At 61.7% G+C, this 15,696-nt stretch carries 14 protein-coding genes; all 14 read right to left on the bottom strand.

Features of this window, described 5'->3' with window-relative positions:
• Positions 1-59: 59 nt before the first annotated feature.
• From ftsA to mraZ, 14 genes are read right to left on the bottom strand one after another with little or no spacing between them, the layout of a single operon-like run.
• Positions 60-1,319: a cell division protein FtsA gene (gene ftsA / locus FBY01_RS30645; protein ID WP_008147519.1), complete on the bottom strand. Its 1,260-nt coding sequence runs from the start codon at positions 1,317-1,319 to the stop codon at positions 60-62.
• Positions 1,320-1,334: 15 nt separating this feature from the next.
• Positions 1,335-2,204, bottom strand: a complete 870-nt coding sequence (locus tag FBY01_RS30640; protein WP_010458113.1) for a cell division protein FtsQ/DivIB — start codon at positions 2,202-2,204, stop codon at positions 1,335-1,337.
• A 4-nt stretch (positions 2,205-2,208) separates the two neighbouring features.
• Positions 2,209-3,165: a D-alanine--D-alanine ligase gene (locus tag FBY01_RS30635; RefSeq protein WP_010458115.1), complete on the bottom strand. Its 957-nt coding sequence runs from the start codon at positions 3,163-3,165 to the stop codon at positions 2,209-2,211.
• Positions 3,162-4,622, bottom strand: a complete 1,461-nt coding sequence (murC, locus tag FBY01_RS30630) for a UDP-N-acetylmuramate--L-alanine ligase (RefSeq protein ID WP_077748991.1) — start codon at positions 4,620-4,622, stop codon at positions 3,162-3,164. The genes FBY01_RS30635 and murC overlap by 4 nt, the downstream gene beginning before the upstream one ends.
• Entirely contained in the window at positions 4,615-5,685 is a 1,071-nt protein-coding gene (gene murG / locus FBY01_RS30625) for an undecaprenyldiphospho-muramoylpentapeptide beta-N-acetylglucosaminyltransferase (protein ID WP_010458119.1), read from the bottom strand. The genes murC and murG overlap by 8 nt, the downstream gene beginning before the upstream one ends.
• Entirely contained in the window at positions 5,675-6,892 is a 1,218-nt protein-coding gene (ftsW, locus tag FBY01_RS30620) for a putative lipid II flippase FtsW (RefSeq protein ID WP_010458121.1), read from the bottom strand. Before ftsW ends, murG begins: the two co-directional genes overlap by 11 nt.
• The gene (gene murD / locus FBY01_RS30615; RefSeq protein WP_145310941.1) at positions 6,889-8,235 is read right to left on the bottom strand and encodes a UDP-N-acetylmuramoyl-L-alanine--D-glutamate ligase; all 1,347 of its coding nucleotides are present in this window, start codon (positions 8,233-8,235) and stop codon (positions 6,889-6,891) included. Before murD ends, ftsW begins: the two co-directional genes overlap by 4 nt.
• A gap of 5 nt (positions 8,236-8,240) precedes the next feature.
• The gene (gene mraY / locus FBY01_RS30610) at positions 8,241-9,323 is read right to left on the bottom strand and encodes a phospho-N-acetylmuramoyl-pentapeptide-transferase (protein WP_010458126.1); all 1,083 of its coding nucleotides are present in this window, start codon (positions 9,321-9,323) and stop codon (positions 8,241-8,243) included.
• The gene (gene murF / locus FBY01_RS30605; RefSeq protein WP_145310944.1) at positions 9,323-10,690 is read right to left on the bottom strand and encodes a UDP-N-acetylmuramoyl-tripeptide--D-alanyl-D-alanine ligase; all 1,368 of its coding nucleotides are present in this window, start codon (positions 10,688-10,690) and stop codon (positions 9,323-9,325) included. Before murF ends, mraY begins: the two co-directional genes overlap by 1 nt.
• Positions 10,683-12,146 carry a UDP-N-acetylmuramoyl-L-alanyl-D-glutamate--2,6-diaminopimelate ligase gene (locus FBY01_RS30600; protein WP_145310947.1) on the bottom strand — a complete coding sequence of 488 codons (1,464 nt, stop codon included), beginning with the start codon at positions 12,144-12,146 and terminating at the stop codon, positions 10,683-10,685. The genes murF and FBY01_RS30600 overlap by 8 nt, the downstream gene beginning before the upstream one ends.
• Positions 12,146-13,885, bottom strand: coding sequence for a penicillin-binding protein 2 (locus tag FBY01_RS30595; RefSeq protein ID WP_178113326.1), 1,740 nt, complete (start codon positions 13,883-13,885; stop codon positions 12,146-12,148). The genes FBY01_RS30600 and FBY01_RS30595 overlap by 1 nt, the downstream gene beginning before the upstream one ends.
• Positions 13,885-14,178 (bottom strand): cell division protein FtsL, encoded by a 294-nt coding sequence (gene ftsL, locus FBY01_RS30590; protein ID WP_010458132.1) that lies wholly within the window; start codon positions 14,176-14,178, stop codon positions 13,885-13,887. The genes FBY01_RS30595 and ftsL overlap by 1 nt, the downstream gene beginning before the upstream one ends.
• A complete protein-coding gene (gene rsmH, locus FBY01_RS30585) occupies positions 14,175-15,122 on the bottom strand; it encodes a 16S rRNA (cytosine(1402)-N(4))-methyltransferase RsmH (RefSeq protein WP_372241914.1) in 948 nt (315 codons plus the stop codon). The genes ftsL and rsmH overlap by 4 nt, the downstream gene beginning before the upstream one ends.
• On the bottom strand, positions 15,119-15,574 hold the full coding sequence (gene mraZ / locus FBY01_RS30580) for a division/cell wall cluster transcriptional repressor MraZ (protein ID WP_008025967.1): 456 nt from the start codon (positions 15,572-15,574) through the stop codon (positions 15,119-15,121). Before mraZ ends, rsmH begins: the two co-directional genes overlap by 4 nt.
• Positions 15,575-15,696: the final 122 nt, after the last annotated feature.

Below are 15,696 nucleotides of genomic sequence, written 5' to 3'. Positions count from 1 at the left end.
GCTTGTCGCTTTTACTGCTTGCTCTTGCGGCTTGTAGCTTGCCGCTTGAATCTGCTTCGTCAGAAGTTGCCTTGTACCCAGCTCTTGATGCGATCGAGCAAGGCGGCTTTCGGTTCTTCATTGCTGTAGCTGTCGCGGCTGCTGATGCCCGAGAACGAAATCCCGTCGGACTGCTTCTGCAGGCCATACATCAACAGGCCTACGCCTGTGGAATAAATCGGGTTGCGGACCACGTCGTCCAGGCCCTTGACGCCATGGGGCACGCCCAGGCGGACCGGCATGTGGAAGATCTCTTCGGCCAGTTCGACCGCGCCTTCCATTTTCGAGGTACCGCCGGTCAGCACGATGCCGGCCGGGATCAGGTCTTCGTAGCCACTGCGGCGCAGTTCGGCCTGGATCAGCGTGAACAGTTCGTCGTAACGCGGCTCGACCACTTCGGCCAGGGCCTGGCGGGACAGCTCGCGCGGTGGACGGTCGCCAACACTTGGCACCTTGATGGTTTCACCGGCACCGGCCAGCTTGGCCAGGGCGCAGGCGTAGCGAATCTTGATTTCTTCGGCGTACTGGGTCGGGGTGCGCAACGCCATGGCGATGTCGTTGGTCACCTGATCGCCCGCAATCGGGATCACCGCGGTGTGACGGATCGCGCCTTCGGTGAAGATCGCGATGTCGGTGGTGCCGCCGCCGATGTCCACCAGGCACACGCCCAGCTCTTTCTCGTCGTCGGTCAGGACCGAATAGGCCGACGCCAGTTGCTCGAGAATGATGTCGTCGATTTCCAGACCGCAGCGACGCACGCATTTTTCAATGTTCTGTGCGGCATTGACGGCGCAGGTCACCACGTGAACCTTGGCTTCCAGACGCACGCCCGACATGCCCAGCGGCTCACGAACGCCTTCCTGGTTATCGATCACGTAATCCTGCGGCAAGGTGTGCAGTACGCGCTGGTCAGCCGGGATCGCCACGGCCTGGGCGGCGTCGAGGACACGTTCAAGGTCGGCGGAGCTGACTTCGCGATCACGAATCGCCACGATGCCGTGGGAGTTCAGGCTGCGGATGTGATTGCCGGCCACGCCGACGAACGCCGAGTGAATCCGGCAACCGGCCATCAGCTGCGCTTCTTCGATCGCGCGCTGGATCGATTGCACGGTGGACTCGATGTTCACCACCACGCCTTTCTTCAGGCCACGGGACGGATGAGTGCCGATCCCGACGATTTCGAGCGTGCCGTCGTCCGAGACCTCGCCGACCAGCGCCACCACCTTGGAGGTGCCGATATCGAGACCGACGATCATTTTGCCGCTTTGCACGTTTGCCATGGGTCCTGCCTCTTCTTAATTCTTCGCGACAGCGGGTTGGGCTGTCGTGGGCGCTACAGGTTCCCGCCAGCCAACAGCAAGGCCGTTGGCGTAGCGCAGATCGATGCGCGCAATGTTCGTAATCTGTTCTTTAAGCGTCTTGTCGTAGATGGCAATGAAGCGGCGCATCTTTTCCACCAGCTTGCCGCGTCCCAGCAGCAGTTCGATCCCCGGGCCCGCGCTGCCGGCGCCGGTGGTCAGGAACCAGCTGCCTCGTTCACGCAACTCCAGGCGTGCAATCGAGAAGCCCATCGGCCTGAGCATCTGGCTCAGCACCTGGTATTGCTGCATCACTTGCTGTTGCGCCCGTTGTGGGCCGAACAGCTGTGGCAAATGTTCGTAATTGGCCAGCTCACGCGGGGTGAACGCCTGGCCCTGGTTGTTCAACAGCGATTCATCGCCCCAACGGGCTATCGGCAGTTGTTCTTCCAGGCGGATCACTACTTGATCCGGCCACACCCGACGCACTTCGGCGTGGGCAATCCATGGCATCGTTTCAAGTTCGGTGCGCATGCTCGCAAGATCGATGGTGAAGAAGCTCGACGCCACATAAGGGGCGATTCGCTGCTGCACCGCCTGCTGGCTGATGTAACTCAAGTCACCCTGCACAGCGACTTTGGTGATCGGCCGGTCGGCGTAGGGCAGCAAACGCTGCGCGCCTTCGTAAGTGCCGAACCCCAGCGCAACCAACATCACCGGCCAGAACAGGCTTTTCAGAAAACCAAAATTGGCTTTCGGCAGGCGCGCAGACATCGGCTCTTTGGCCACCATTCGGCTCGCACCCCGTGGCACCGGCTTGCGGCCGGGTGCTGGAGGGGGCTGATGTCTCAGCTGTGCGCCTTGCATGGTCTTAACCCCGCGCCTCGATACTTGCGGCCAGAATCGCCAGAACCAGTTGCTGGAAATCCAGACCGGCGGCACGGGCCGCCATCGGCACCAGGCTGTGATCGGTCATGCCCGGTGCGGTGTTGACTTCGAGGAACCAGAACTGCCCGTCGGCGTCCTGCATCACGTCTGCCCTGCCCCAACCGGCGATACCCAGCGCCTCACAGGCTTTCGCCGTGAGGTCCATCAATTCTTTTTCCTTGGTGCTGTCCAGGCCACACGGGATCCGGTACTGAGTATCGGAAGCCACGTACTTGGCGTCGTAGTCGTAGAAGCTGTGCGTGGTGCCCAGGGCAATCGGTGGCAACACCTGGTCACGCAGGGTGGCGATGGTGAACTCCGGACCTTGAATCCATTGCTCGACCAACACTTGCGAATCGTAGGTACTGGCCGCTTTCCAGGCGTCGATCAATTCCGACGCGGACGTCACTTTGGCCATCCCGATACTTGAACCTTCATGGGCCGGTTTGACGATCAAAGGGAAGCCCAGTTCCGTCGCTGCCGAAATACAATCAGCCTCTGAGCTCAGTACCGCGTGACGTGGCGTCGGGATGCCGAGGCTGTGCCAGACCTGTTTGGTCCGCAGCTTGTCCATGGCCAGTGCCGAAGCCAGGATGCCGCTGCCGGTGTAGGGAATACCCAGGCATTCGAGCAGGCCCTGCATGCTGCCGTCTTCACCGCCACGACCGTGGAGGATGACGAAGGCGCGGTCGATCTTTTCGTTCAGCAAACGCTGCAGAAGGTCATCGCCCACATCGAGGCCGAACGCATCCACACCGGCGCTCAGCAGCGCGTCGAGTACCGCGTTGCCCGACTTCAGGGACACCTCACGCTCGGCACTCTTGCCGCCGAACAGCACGGCGACGCGGCCGAAGTCTTTCGGCGCGACCGTGGAGACGAGGTTGGCGTAGGCAGCAGTCATTTCAACTTCCCCACAGTCGGCGCGGCAACAGCACCCGCAAATAGCGGACTGGCCAACAGTTTCGGGGCGAGACCACCAATATCACCGGCGCCCTGGCACAGCAGTATGTCGCCAGCACGCAGCAGCGGCTTGACCAGTGGCGCGAGGTCGACTCCGCGCTCGATGTAGATCGGGTCGAGCTGACCGCGCTGACGAATGCTGTTGCACAGCTTGCGGCTGTCGGCGCCCGGAATCGGTTCTTCACCGGCCGGGTAGACTTCCATCAGCAGCAAGACGTTGGCATCGGCCAGTACATTGACGAAATCGTCGTACAGGTCGCGGGTACGGCTGTAACGGTGCGGCTGGTAAACCATCACCAGACGGCGCTCCGGCCAGCCACCGCGGACGGCCTGGATCACGGCCGCGACTTCGGTCGGGTGGTGACCGTAATCATCGACCAGCATGACGTTGCCGCCATCGACCGGCAGTTCGCCGTAGACCTGGAAGCGTCGACCGACACCCTGGAAGCCGGACAGGCCCTGGACGATGGCTTCATCGCTGACGCCCTCGTCGGTGGCGATGCAGATGGTGGCCAGCGCGTTCAGCACGTTATGGTTACCCGGCATGTTCACCGAGACATCCAGCGGCTCGCGATCAGGGCGCAGTACGGTAAAGAAGGTCTGCATGCCTTGCTGGCGCACATTGATGGCGCGCACGTCGCAGTCATCGCCGAAGCCATAGGTGACCGTCGGGCGTTTCACCAGCGGCAGGATTTCACGCACCACCGGATCGTCCAGGCACACCACCGCCAGACCGTAGAACGGCAGGTTGTGGAGGAACTCGACGAAGGTTTTCTTCAGTTTGTTGAAGTCACCGTCATAGGTCGCCATGTGGTCGGCGTCGATGTTGGTGACCACGGCCACCAGCGGCTGCAAGTGCAGGAAACTGGCGTCGCTTTCGTCGGCTTCGGCGATCAGGTAGCGGCTGGTGCCAAGCTGGGCATTGGTGCCCGCGGCATTCAGGCGGCCACCGATGACGAACGTCGGGTCCAGGCCACCGGCCGCGAACACCGAAGCGATCAGGCTGGTGGTGGTGGTTTTGCCGTGCGTACCGGCGACGGCGATGCCGTGGCGATAGCGCATCAGCTCGGCCAGCATTTCTGCGCGTGGCACCACAGGGATGCGACGTTCCAGCGCGGTGGCGACTTCCGGGTTGGACGTGTTCACGGCGCTGGATACCACCAGCACGTCAGCGGCAGCGGCGTTTTCAGCACGGTGACCGATAAAGATGTGCGCGCCAAAAGACTCGAGACGCTCGGTCACGGGCGAAGCTTTCAGGTCGGAACCGGACACTTCATAGCCCAGGTTCAACAACACTTCGGCGATGCCGCACATGCCCACGCCGCCGATGCCGACGAAGTGGATGCGACGGATGCGGCGCATTTCCGGTTGCGGCATGGCTTTCTGTTTCTCAACCATGGGCCACCTCCAGGCAGGTATCGACCACGTTACGGGTGGCATCGGGTTTGGCCAGGCGGCGTGCCGCAGTGGCCATGTCGTTGAGTCGTTGTGGTTGCATCAGGACCTCTGTCAGGCGTGCGGCAAGATCCGCTGCGCCAGTCGTTCTTTGCGGCATCAGGAAGGCAGCGCCTTCACGGGCCAAATAATCGGCGTTGCGGGTCTGGTGATCGTCGATCGCGTGGGGCAATGGCACCAGCATCGAGGGCAGACCGGCGGCAGCCAGCTCACTGATGGTCAATGCGCCTGCGCGGCACACCACCAGGTCGGCCCAGCCATAGGCTTGGGCCATGTCTTTGATGAAAGGCTGCACTTGCGCCTCGACGCCAGCCGCGCGATAGCGCTCTGCAGTCACTTCATCGTGATTTTTGCCGGCCTGATGAAACACTTCCGGGCGCAGGTCGGGGGCGACTTGCGACAGGGCTTCAGGCAGCAACTTGTTCAACGGCTCTGCGCCCAGGCTTCCGCCCAGAATCAGCAAACGCGCTTTGCGACCCGCCAGGGCGGGGCGCTGTGTTTCGAGGAACAGCTCGGTGCGCACCGGGTTACCGGTGGTCCGACGGCTGTCCGACAGGGTAAAGGTGTCGGGGAACGCTTCACAGACTCGGGCGGCCAACGGCACCAGCAACCGATTGGCGGTACCGGCCACGGCGTTCTGTTCATGAACGATCACCGGCACGCCGGCCAGTTTGGCTGCAACGCCACCGGGGCCGGTCACATAACCACCGAAGCCGACCACACACACTGGCCGCAGCTGACGAATGATCGCCCGCGCCTGCCAGACGGATTTGAGCACCATGAACGGCGCCTTGAGCAGGGACAACTTGCCCTTGCCGCGCAGACCGGTGGCGTTGATCCGATGCAGCTCGATACCGGCCATCGGCACCAGGTCGTTCTCGATCCCGCGCGGTGTTCCGAGCCAGTGCACGGTGTAACCGCGGGCCTGGAATTCGCGGGCGCACGCCAGCGCCGGGAACACGTGGCCACCGGTACCGCCCGCCATGATCAAGACGTTAGCGCCCATGGGTCGGCTCCTCGGCGAAGTCGCTCTCATGGAACTCCATCTCTTCGCTGCCCAAGTGGGTTCGACTCTCCCACTCGATGCGTAACAACAAGCCGAGACAGGCACCGCAAATCACCAACGAACTGCCGCCATAACTGAGGAACGGCAGGGTCAGGCCTTTGGTCGGCAACAGGCCAACGTTCACCCCGATGTTGATCAGGAACTGGCCGATCCACAGGAACGACAGGCCATAAGCGATGTAGGCGGCGAAGAATTGCTTGGCCTTCTCGGCCCAATAGCCGATGTACATGCCACGCACGCAAACAAAGACGAACAACGCCACCGTGCACAAGGAACCCACGGCACCCAGCTCTTCGGCAAGGACTGAGAACACGAAGTCGGTGTGGGCTTCCGGCAGGTAGAACTGTTTCTGCACGCTGTTGCCCAGGCCAACGCCCAGCCATTCGCCGCGACCAAACGCGATCAACGCCTGCGACAACTGATAGCCGGCACCGAACTGGTCGGCCCATGGATCGGCAAAGTTGGTCAGACGCGCCATTCGATACGGCTGAACTTGAATCAACAGCACCACCGCCCCGACCGCCAGGACCACCATCAAGGAGAAACGGAACAGTCCGACCCCGCCGAGGAACAGCATCGCCGCCGCCGCGCCCATCATGACAACGGTGGCGCCGAAGTCCGGTTCCATCAGCAACAGACCGGCCATGGGCAGCAGCACGATGAACGGCTTGAAGAAGCCCATCCAGCTTTCCCGCACTTCTTTCTGGCGACGCACCAGATAACCGGCGAGGTAGATCACCACGAATACCTTGGCGATCTCGGATGGCTGGACGTTGAAGAAACTGAAACCGATCCAGCGCATCGAACCGTTCACTTCACGGCCGATCCCCGGGATGATCACCATCACCAGCAAACCGAATGCGCCGAGCAGCATCAGCCAGCCCAGGCGCTGCCAGGTGGCGATCGGAATCATCATGGTGACGACGCAGGCACCCAGGCCCAGCACGATGTAGATCAAGTGACGAATCATGTAGTACAGGGCACTGCCCGACTGCACGGCCGCCACTTCGGTCGACGCCGAGGCAATCATCACCAGCCCGAGACCGATCAAGGCCAGGCAACCGGCGAGCATCGGGAAGTCGAGGTCGATCCCGCGTCCGGTGATGATCGGCGACGGATAAGGCTTGATGATGTTCATCAGGCTCATACCAGATCCTCCACGGCGCGGACGAACTGGTGACCACGGTCTTCGTAATTCTTGAACATGTCGAAACTGGCGCAGGCGGGCGACAGCAGCACGGCGTCACCCGGTTCGGCGATGGCGCGGCATTGGGCAACCGCTTCATCCAGCGAACCGACGCGAATCAGCGGCACGGCATCGCCGATGGCCTGGCCGATCAAGTCGGAGTCACGGCCCATCAGGACCACGGCGCGGCAATTGGCTGCCACCGGGTCACGCAAATCCTTGAATTCGGCACCCTTGCCATCGCCACCGGCGATCAGCACGAGTTTGCCGTCGATGTCCGCACCCAGGCCTTCGATGGCCGCCAGTGCGGCACCGACGTTGGTGGCTTTGGAATCGTTGTAATAGCTCACGCCGTCCAGCTCACGAACCCACTGGCAACGATGTTCCAACCCGGCGAAGGTGCGCAGGCTCGAGAGCATGGCGTCGAACGGCAGGCCGACGGCATGGCCCAGGGCCAATGCTGCCAACGCGTTGGACTGGTTGTGGGCGCCACGAATTTTCAACTCGCGCACCGGCATCAGGTTCTGGAATTCGAAGGCCAGGTACTTCTCGCCGTCTTCTTCGCGGATACCGAAAGCCTTGAAATCGGGCTTGCTCAAACCGAAGGTCCAGCAAGGCTGGCCCTCGCCCATCAGCGGACGGCTCAGGGCGTCCTGACGGTTGACCACAAACTGTTTCGCGCCACGGAAGATCCGGTGCTTGGCCAAGTGATAGGCCGGCAGACCGCTGTAGCGGTCCATGTGGTCTTCGCTGACGTTGAGCACGGTCGCCACTTCGGCGTTGAGTTGATCGGTGGTTTCGAGCTGGAAGCTCGACAACTCCATCACGTACAACTCGACGTCGTCGCAGAGCAAATCCAGCGCCGGCGTACCGAGGTTGCCACCGACAGCGACACGCTTGCCCGCCGCCACCGCCATCTCGCCGACCAGGGTGGTGACAGTGCTTTTCGCGTTGGAACCGCTGATGGCGACAATCGGCGCCTTCGCGTTACGCGCGAACAGCTCGATGTCACCGGACAATTTCACGCCACGGGCGGCAGCAGCCTGCAGGGCCGGAGTCGCCAGCGCCAGGCCGGGGCTCACGTAGAGTTCGTCGGCACGGCACAGGAACTCGACGTCCAGCTCGCCACAACGCACTTCCACGTGCGGATAGTCACGCTTGAGCGCGGCCAGTTCCGGTGGATTTTCCCGCGTATCGGCCACAGCAAACGACGTGCCCCGGTTCGCCAGGAAGCGAACCAGGGACATGCCGCTCTTGCCGAGGCCGACAACGATGCGGAAGTGGTCAGAAGCGATCAGAGACACTCGTTCTACCTCAGCTTCAGGGTGGCAAGGCCGACCAGTACGAGAATCACGGTGATGATCCAGAAACGGACGATCACACGCGGCTCGGGCCAGCCCTTGAGTTCAAAATGGTGGTGAATGGGTGCCATGCGAAACACACGGCGACCGGTCAGCTTGAAAGAAGCAACCTGGATAACCACGGACAGGGTTTCCATCACGAACACGCCGCCCATGATGAACAGGACGATTTCCTGACGGACGATCACCGCGATGGTGCCCAGGGCCGCGCCCAGCGCCAGCGCGCCGACGTCGCCCATGAAGACCTGCGCCGGATAGGTGTTGAACCAGAGGAAACCGAGGCCCGCACCGATCAAGGCACCGCAGAACACGATCAACTCACCGGCGCCCGGCACATACGGAATCAGCAGGTATTCAGCGAATTTCACGTTACCGGACAGGTAGCAGAAGATGCCAAGACCGCCGCCGACCATCACCGTCGGCATGATCGCCAGACCGTCGAGGCCGTCGGTCAGGTTGACCGCGTTGCTCGAGCCGACAATCACGAAATAGGTCAGAACGACGAAGCCTATGCCCAGCGGAATGCTGTAGTCCTTGAGCATCGGCAGGATCAGGGTCGTTTCCACCGGCGTCGCAGCGGTCATATAAAGGAAGATCGCCGCGCCCAGGCCGAACACCGACTGCCAGAAGTATTTCCAGCGGCTCGGAAGGCCTTTGGAGTTTTTCTCGATCACTTTGCGATAGTCGTCGACCCAGCCGATAGCGCCGAACAGCAACGTCACCAGCAACACGGTCCAGACATAACGGTTGCTCAGGTCAGCCCAGAGCAAGGTGCTGACGCCGATGGACGACAGGATCAGTGCACCGCCCATCGTCGGGGTGCCCGACTTGGACAAGTGCGATTGTGGACCGTCGTGGCGAACGGATTGACCGATCTGACGGTTCTGCAAAGTGCGGATCATCCACGGGCCATAGCACAGGGACAAAACCAGCGCGGTCAGCACACCGAGGATCCCGCGCAGGGTCAGGTACTGAAAGACCGCGAAGCCTTTGTAGAACTGTTGCAGATACTCCGCTAGCAGCAGCAGCATTAATGTTTCTCCGGACTGGACCCGCACAAAGCGGCGACGATGTTTTCCATCGCAGCGCTGCGCGAGCCCTTGATCAAAATGGTGGTGTTTGTGTCTTGCTCGGCGCCCAGGGCCTTGATCAGCTCAGTCTGAGTGCTGAAGTGAAAGGCCTGTGGACCGAAAGCGTTCACGGCGTGAGCCATCAGTGGCCCAACGGCGTAAAGCGCGGAAACCTTGCCGCGGGCGTACTCGCCCACATCGCGGTGCCCCTGCTCTGCCCAATCGCCCAGTTCGCCGATATCTCCGAGCACCAGAACGGTGCGGCCGGAAAAGCCGGCGAGTATATCAACGGCGGCGCACATGGAGGTGGGGTTCGCGTTGTACGTGTCATCGATCACGCGCATGCCATTACTGGCCAGTTGCGCGACGGTGCGGCCCTTGACCGGTTGCACCGCGCCGAGGCCGGTGGCGATGCCGAACAGCGACACGCCCAAGGCGTGTGCGGCAGCGGCGGCGGCCATGGCATTGGTAACGTTATGGGTGCCGAGCAGGTTCAGTTGAACGCGCTCCACACCTTCAGGACTGTGCAGGTTGAAGGCCGGGCAACCGCGCGCATCGCGATCCAGGTCGCTGGCATAGAAGTCGGCGCTTGGGTTGTTCAGGGCGAACGTCAGGACTTTGCGACTGGCCGCACGGGCCTTCCAGATGCCGAACGCCTTGTCGTCAAGATTGAGCACAGCGATGCCATCGGCCTCCAGCCCTTCAATGATCTCGCCCTTGGCTTCAACGATTTTTTCCGGCCCGCCGAACTCGCCGACGTGGGCGGTCCCGGCGTTGTTGAGCACGGCCACGTGCGGCTTGGTCATGCCGACGGTGTAGGCAATTTCGCCGAGACGCGAAGCACCGAGTTCAATAACGGCGGAGGTATGTTCCGGCGCGAGTTCGAGCAGGGTCAGCGGAACGCCGAGGTCGTTGTTCAGGTTGCCACGGGTCGCCAGGACCGGACCGCGCGTGCGCAGGATGCTGGCGAGCATTTCCTTGACCGTGGTTTTACCGATGGAACCGGTGATCGCCGCGACCGGGTTGGTAAACGCGGCACGGTTCATCGCGCCCAGTTGGCCCAACGCCTGGCGGGTGTCCTTGACCAGCAATTGCGGCAGCGCGCTGTCGGCGACTTCGCGCTCGACCAGAGCGGCAACCGCGCCTTTGCTGGCGACGTCGTTCAAATAGTCATGACCGTCGAAGCGCGGACCGGCCAGGGCAATAAACAGTTGGCCCGGTTTGATCGCGCGGCTGTCGATGCTGACGCCATCGAACGTGGCATCGGCTGCGATCAATCGTGCATTCAGTGCGCCAGTCAGCTCACTCAGCTTCAACGCTTTAAGCATGGGCCACCTCCCATGCGGTCAAGGCGTGATCGGCCTCGACCAGATCGGAGAAAGCATGACGCTCGCCGTTGATTTCCTGATAGTCCTCGTGACCTTTACCGGCCAGGACAATCACGTCATCCGCCGAAGCACTGGCGATCAACTGGGCAATCGCCTGCCCACGGCCAGCGACAAAGGTGACTTTATCCACAGCGGTGAAACCGGCGCGGATGTCATCGAAAATCAACGAAGGATCTTCGGTGCGAGGGTTGTCATCGGTGACCAGCACGCCGTCGGCCAGACGTTCGACCACTTCGGCCATCAGCGGACGCTTGCCGCGATCGCGATCGCCGCCACAGCCAAACAGGCACAACAAACGGCCTTTGGCGTGTGGACGCAGGGCCATCAAGACTTTTTCCAGCGCGTCCGGGGTGTGGGCGTAATCGACGACCACCAGCGGCTGAGTGCCGCCGCCCAAGCGCTGCATGCGACCGGCCGGACCTTCGAGTTTCGGTAGCACCTTGAGGATTTCGTCCAGCGCGTAGTCCAGGCCGAGCAAGGCGCCGACGGCGGCCAGCACGTTGCTCAGGTTGAAACGACCGAGCAAGGTGCTGCGCAAATGGTGTTCGCCCTGAGGCGTGACCAGCGTGGCGCGCACGCCTTCGTCATCGAACTGCGCTTCACGGCAATACAGGTAAGCGCTGGAATCTACCAGGCTGTAGGTAATCAGGCGCGACTCACGTTTGTCTGCAGCCAGTTGGCGGCCGAACTCGTCGTCGAGATTGATCACCCGGCACTTCAAATCGTTCCAGGCAAACAGCTTGGCCTTGGCTTCGCCGTAGGCTTGCATGGTGCCGTGGTAATCGAGGTGATCGCGGGACAGGTTGGTCATCACCGCCACATCGAATGCCAGCGCGGTCACGCGGCCTTGGTCCAGGCCGTGGGAAGACACTTCCATGGCGACGGCTTTGGCGCCGGCCTTTTTCAGGTCAGCCATGGTCGCTTGCACGGCGATAGGGTTCGGCGTGGTGTGCAGGCCACTTTCCAGTGCACCGTAGAAGCCGGTACCCAGGGTGCCGACAATGCCGCAATGCTGGCCGAGCAAATCCAGGGCTTGTGCAACCAATTGCGTGACGCTGGTTTTGCCGTTGGTGCCGGTCACGCCAACCAGGTTCAGGTGCCGGCTCGGGTCGCCATAAAAGCGACCGGCGATGTCCGACAGCTGCGCCGCCAGGCCTTTGACCGGAATCAGCGGCACGTCGGTGATCGGCAAAACGGTAGCGCCTTCGACTTCGTAAGCCACGGCAGCAGCACCGCGTTGCAAGGCATCGGCGATGTGCGCGCGCCCGTCGAGCTTGCCGCCAGGAACGGCGAGAAACAGATCGCCAGCCCGCACGTTACGGCTGTCCAGGGTCAGCTCGCGGATCAACAGATCGCGGCCGGCGTGGGCGAAAATCTTGTTCAGGCTCAAAGACATTAGCCGCGCCCTCCATTGGCTTTCAGTGGAACGACCGGTGTGGCGTTAGCGGTTTGCGTCGGTGGCAGGTTGTCCGGGGTGATGTTCATCAGGCGCAGCGTCCCGGACATCACTTTGCTGAACACCGGGGCCGATACCAGACCACCGTAGTAACCGGCTTTGGTCGGTTCATCGATCACCACCACGATTGCATAGCGCGGATCGCTCATCGGGCCGAAGCCGGCGAACAGTGAGCGGTAGGAATTCTCGGCGTAGCCTTTGGTGCCCACCGACGTCTTGCGCGCAGTACCCGACTTGCCGGCCACGTGATACGCCGGCACCTGCGCACGGAATACACCGCGCGGAGCCTCGATCACCTGGGTCAGCATGGTCTGCATGGTTTTCGCGACGGCTTCCGGCAGCACTTGCGTGGTTTGCGCTGGTTTGTCGGTTTTGATCAGGGTGAGCGGTGCGAGACGACCGTTGTTGGCCAGGGCCGAGAAGGCGTGAACCAGCTGGATCGCGGTCACGGAAATACCGTAACCGTAGGACAGCGTGGCGGTTTCAGCCTTGCGCCATTCGCGGTAGTTCGGCAGGTTGCCAACGCGTTCGCCCGGGAAGCCGAGACCGGTGTCCTGGCCGAGGCCGACTTTCTGCGCGAGGCGGAAGATGGTTTCGCCGCCGATATCGAACGCGACCTTACTCATGCCGACGTTACTGGAATTGATCAGGATGCCGGTCAGGTCAAGCACCGGGCCTTCGGACCTGGAGACGTCCTTGATGGTGTATTTACCAATCTGCAAAGTGCCCGGGTACACCTCGACGGTGTCGCTCGGTTTCCAGCGCCCGGTTTCGATCGCTGCACTCATGGAAATGGCTTTCATGGTCGAACCCGGCTCGAACACGTCGATCATGGCGCGGTTGCGCATCATCGCCGGTTGCAGGTTGCGACGGTTGTTCGGGTTGTAGGTCGGCTGGTTGACCATGGCGAGGATCTCACCGGTCTTCACGTCCATGATCACCAGGCTGCCGGCCTTGGCACCGTTCTCGATGATCGCGTTACGCAGCTCGCGGTTGGCCAGGTATTGCAGACGCAGGTCAATGGACAACGCCAAGGGCTTGCCGGCCTTGGCGTTTTTGGTGACCTGGACATCCTTGATAAGTCGGCCACGCCGATCCTTGATGACCTGTCGCTTGCCGGGGACGCCGGCCAGCCATTCGTCGTAGGCCAGTTCGACCCCTTCACGACCGTGGTCATCGATGTCGGTAAAGCCGACCATGTGTGCGGTGACTTCACCGGCCGGGTAGAAACGCCGGAACTCTTCGATGCCGTAGACACCCGGCACTTTCAGGTCGAGCACGGACTGGCCCTGCTCGGGGGTCAGCCCGCGGACCAGGTAGATGAATTCTTTGTTGGCCTGGGCTTCGAGACGTTCGGCCAGGGCTTTAGGGTCTTGGCCCAGCGCGGCCGCCAAGGCTGGCCATTTATCTTTGGCCAGCTGCATTTCCTTGGCGTTCGCCCACAGAGTGGTGACCGGGGTACTCACGGCCAAAGGCTCGCCGTTACGGTCGGTGATCAGACCACGGTGAGCCGGAATCGGAATGTGACGAACGCTGCGCGCATCGCCCTGACCTTTAAGGAAGGCACGGTCGACGACTTGCAGGTCGATGATGCGCCAGCAAATCGCCGCGACCATGATGCCGAGCAAGCCCAGCACCAGGCGGAAACGCCATGGGAACAGTGCGCCTTCGAGTTTCATCATGGCGCCACCATCTGCACTTCAGCGGCGCCGGGAATGCGCATCTTCAGTTGCTCGGTGGCCAGCACTTCGATACGGCTGTGCGCAGTCCAGGTGCTCTGCTCGAGAATCAACCGGCCCCACTCCGCCTGCGCCTTGTCGCGCACGCTCAACTCGGCGTACAGCGAGTTCAGCAACTGACGGTTCCAGTGGGCGCTGTACGACACGCCGATGGCCGACACGAGCACGCCAATAAACAGCAGCAGCATGAAAAAGCTTCCGCCGGGAAGAGGCTTGGCGAAAAGCTTGCTCACCGCAGCTTCTCCGCGACGCGCATGACAGCGCTCCGGGAACGTGGGTTGGCTTTGAGTTCGGCCTCGGAGGCGGACTGCGCTTTGCCATGGATTTTGATGATCGGTTCGAACGCGACGTGACGGACCGGCAGGTTGCGCGGCAGGTTGTCGGCTTCGCCTTTTACCAGCTTGCGCATGAACAGTTTGACGATGCGGTCTTCCAGCGAGTGGAAGCTGATGACGACCAGACGGCCGCCGATCTCCAGGCAGTCCAGTGCGGCTTCGAGGCCGGCTTCCAGGTCGCCCAGTTCGTTGTTGACGTGGATACGCAGGCCCTGGAACGCACGGGTGGCAGGGTTCTTGCCCTTTTCCCATGCCGGGTTGGCGACTTTCAGGACTTCAGCCAGGTCGGCCGTGCGCTCGAACGGCTTGATGTCGCGACGCTCGGCTACGGCACGGGCCATGCGGCCGGAGAAACGCTCTTCGCCGTATTCCTTGAATACGCGGGCGATCTCTTCCACCGGTGCGGTGTTGACGAATTCGGCAGCGCTGATCCCGCGGGACGGGTCCATGCGCATGTCCAGCGGGCCATCATTGAGGAAACTGAAGCCGCGCTCAGGGTCGTCGAGCTGTGGCGAAGACACGCCCAGGTCGAGCAACACGGCGCTGACCTTGCCGTGCAGGCCACGTTCGGCCACTTCCGAACCCAGCTCGGCAAAGCTGCGCTGCACAACGACAAAGCGGCCGTCTTCGGCCGCTAGCGTTTGCCCGGTGGCAATCGCTTGAGGATCTTTGTCGAATCCGAGGACCCGACCATCGGGGCCGAGCTGGCTGAGGATCAACCGACTGTGCCCGCCGCGCCCGAACGTACCGTCCAGATAGCAGCCATCAGGACGTACGGCGAGAGCCTCCACGGCTTCGTCAAGCAGTACGGTGATGTGGTTAAAGCCGCTATCAATAGTCACAGGATCAAATCACGCAGTTCATCAGGCATGGCGCCCGGTTGTTGAATAGCAGCCAGGTCAGCGGCAGAAACCGCATCCCAGGCATCCTCGTCCCACAATTGGAACTTGTTCAGTTGGCCTACCAACATCGCGCGCTTATCCAACCTGGCATATTCACGAAGACGCGGCGGAACCAGAAAACGACCACTGCCATCGAGCTCGAGGTCGACGGCATTACCAATCAGCAAACGTTGCAGGCGGCGGTTCTCTTCGCGAAGCGAAGGCAGTGCGCGCAGTTTGGTTTCGATAATTTCCCACTCATCGAGGGGGTAAACACACAAACACGGATCAACGGCATCAATTGTGACGATCAGTTGACCGGAACTACGCGAAACGAGCTCGTCACGGTACCGGCTCGGCATAGCGAGACGGCCCTTTGCGTCGAGACTGATAGCGTTAGCTCCGCGAAACACGTCAGCGTTTCTCCAAATATTAGCGTTTTACGCTCAAAAAACCCACTTCATGCCACTTTCCGCCACTTGCGCACACTATAGGAATGCGGCCACCGCACCGTCAAGGCGCGGTTTAAAGGAAA

The sequence above is a fragment of the Pseudomonas sp. SJZ077 genome, from assembly GCF_007993905.1.
Classification (GTDB): Bacteria; Pseudomonadota; Gammaproteobacteria; order Pseudomonadales; family Pseudomonadaceae; genus Aquipseudomonas; species Aquipseudomonas mandelii.
Note: the sequence above shows the minus strand (reverse complement) of the source record. Positions and strands in the feature narration are given on the sequence as shown.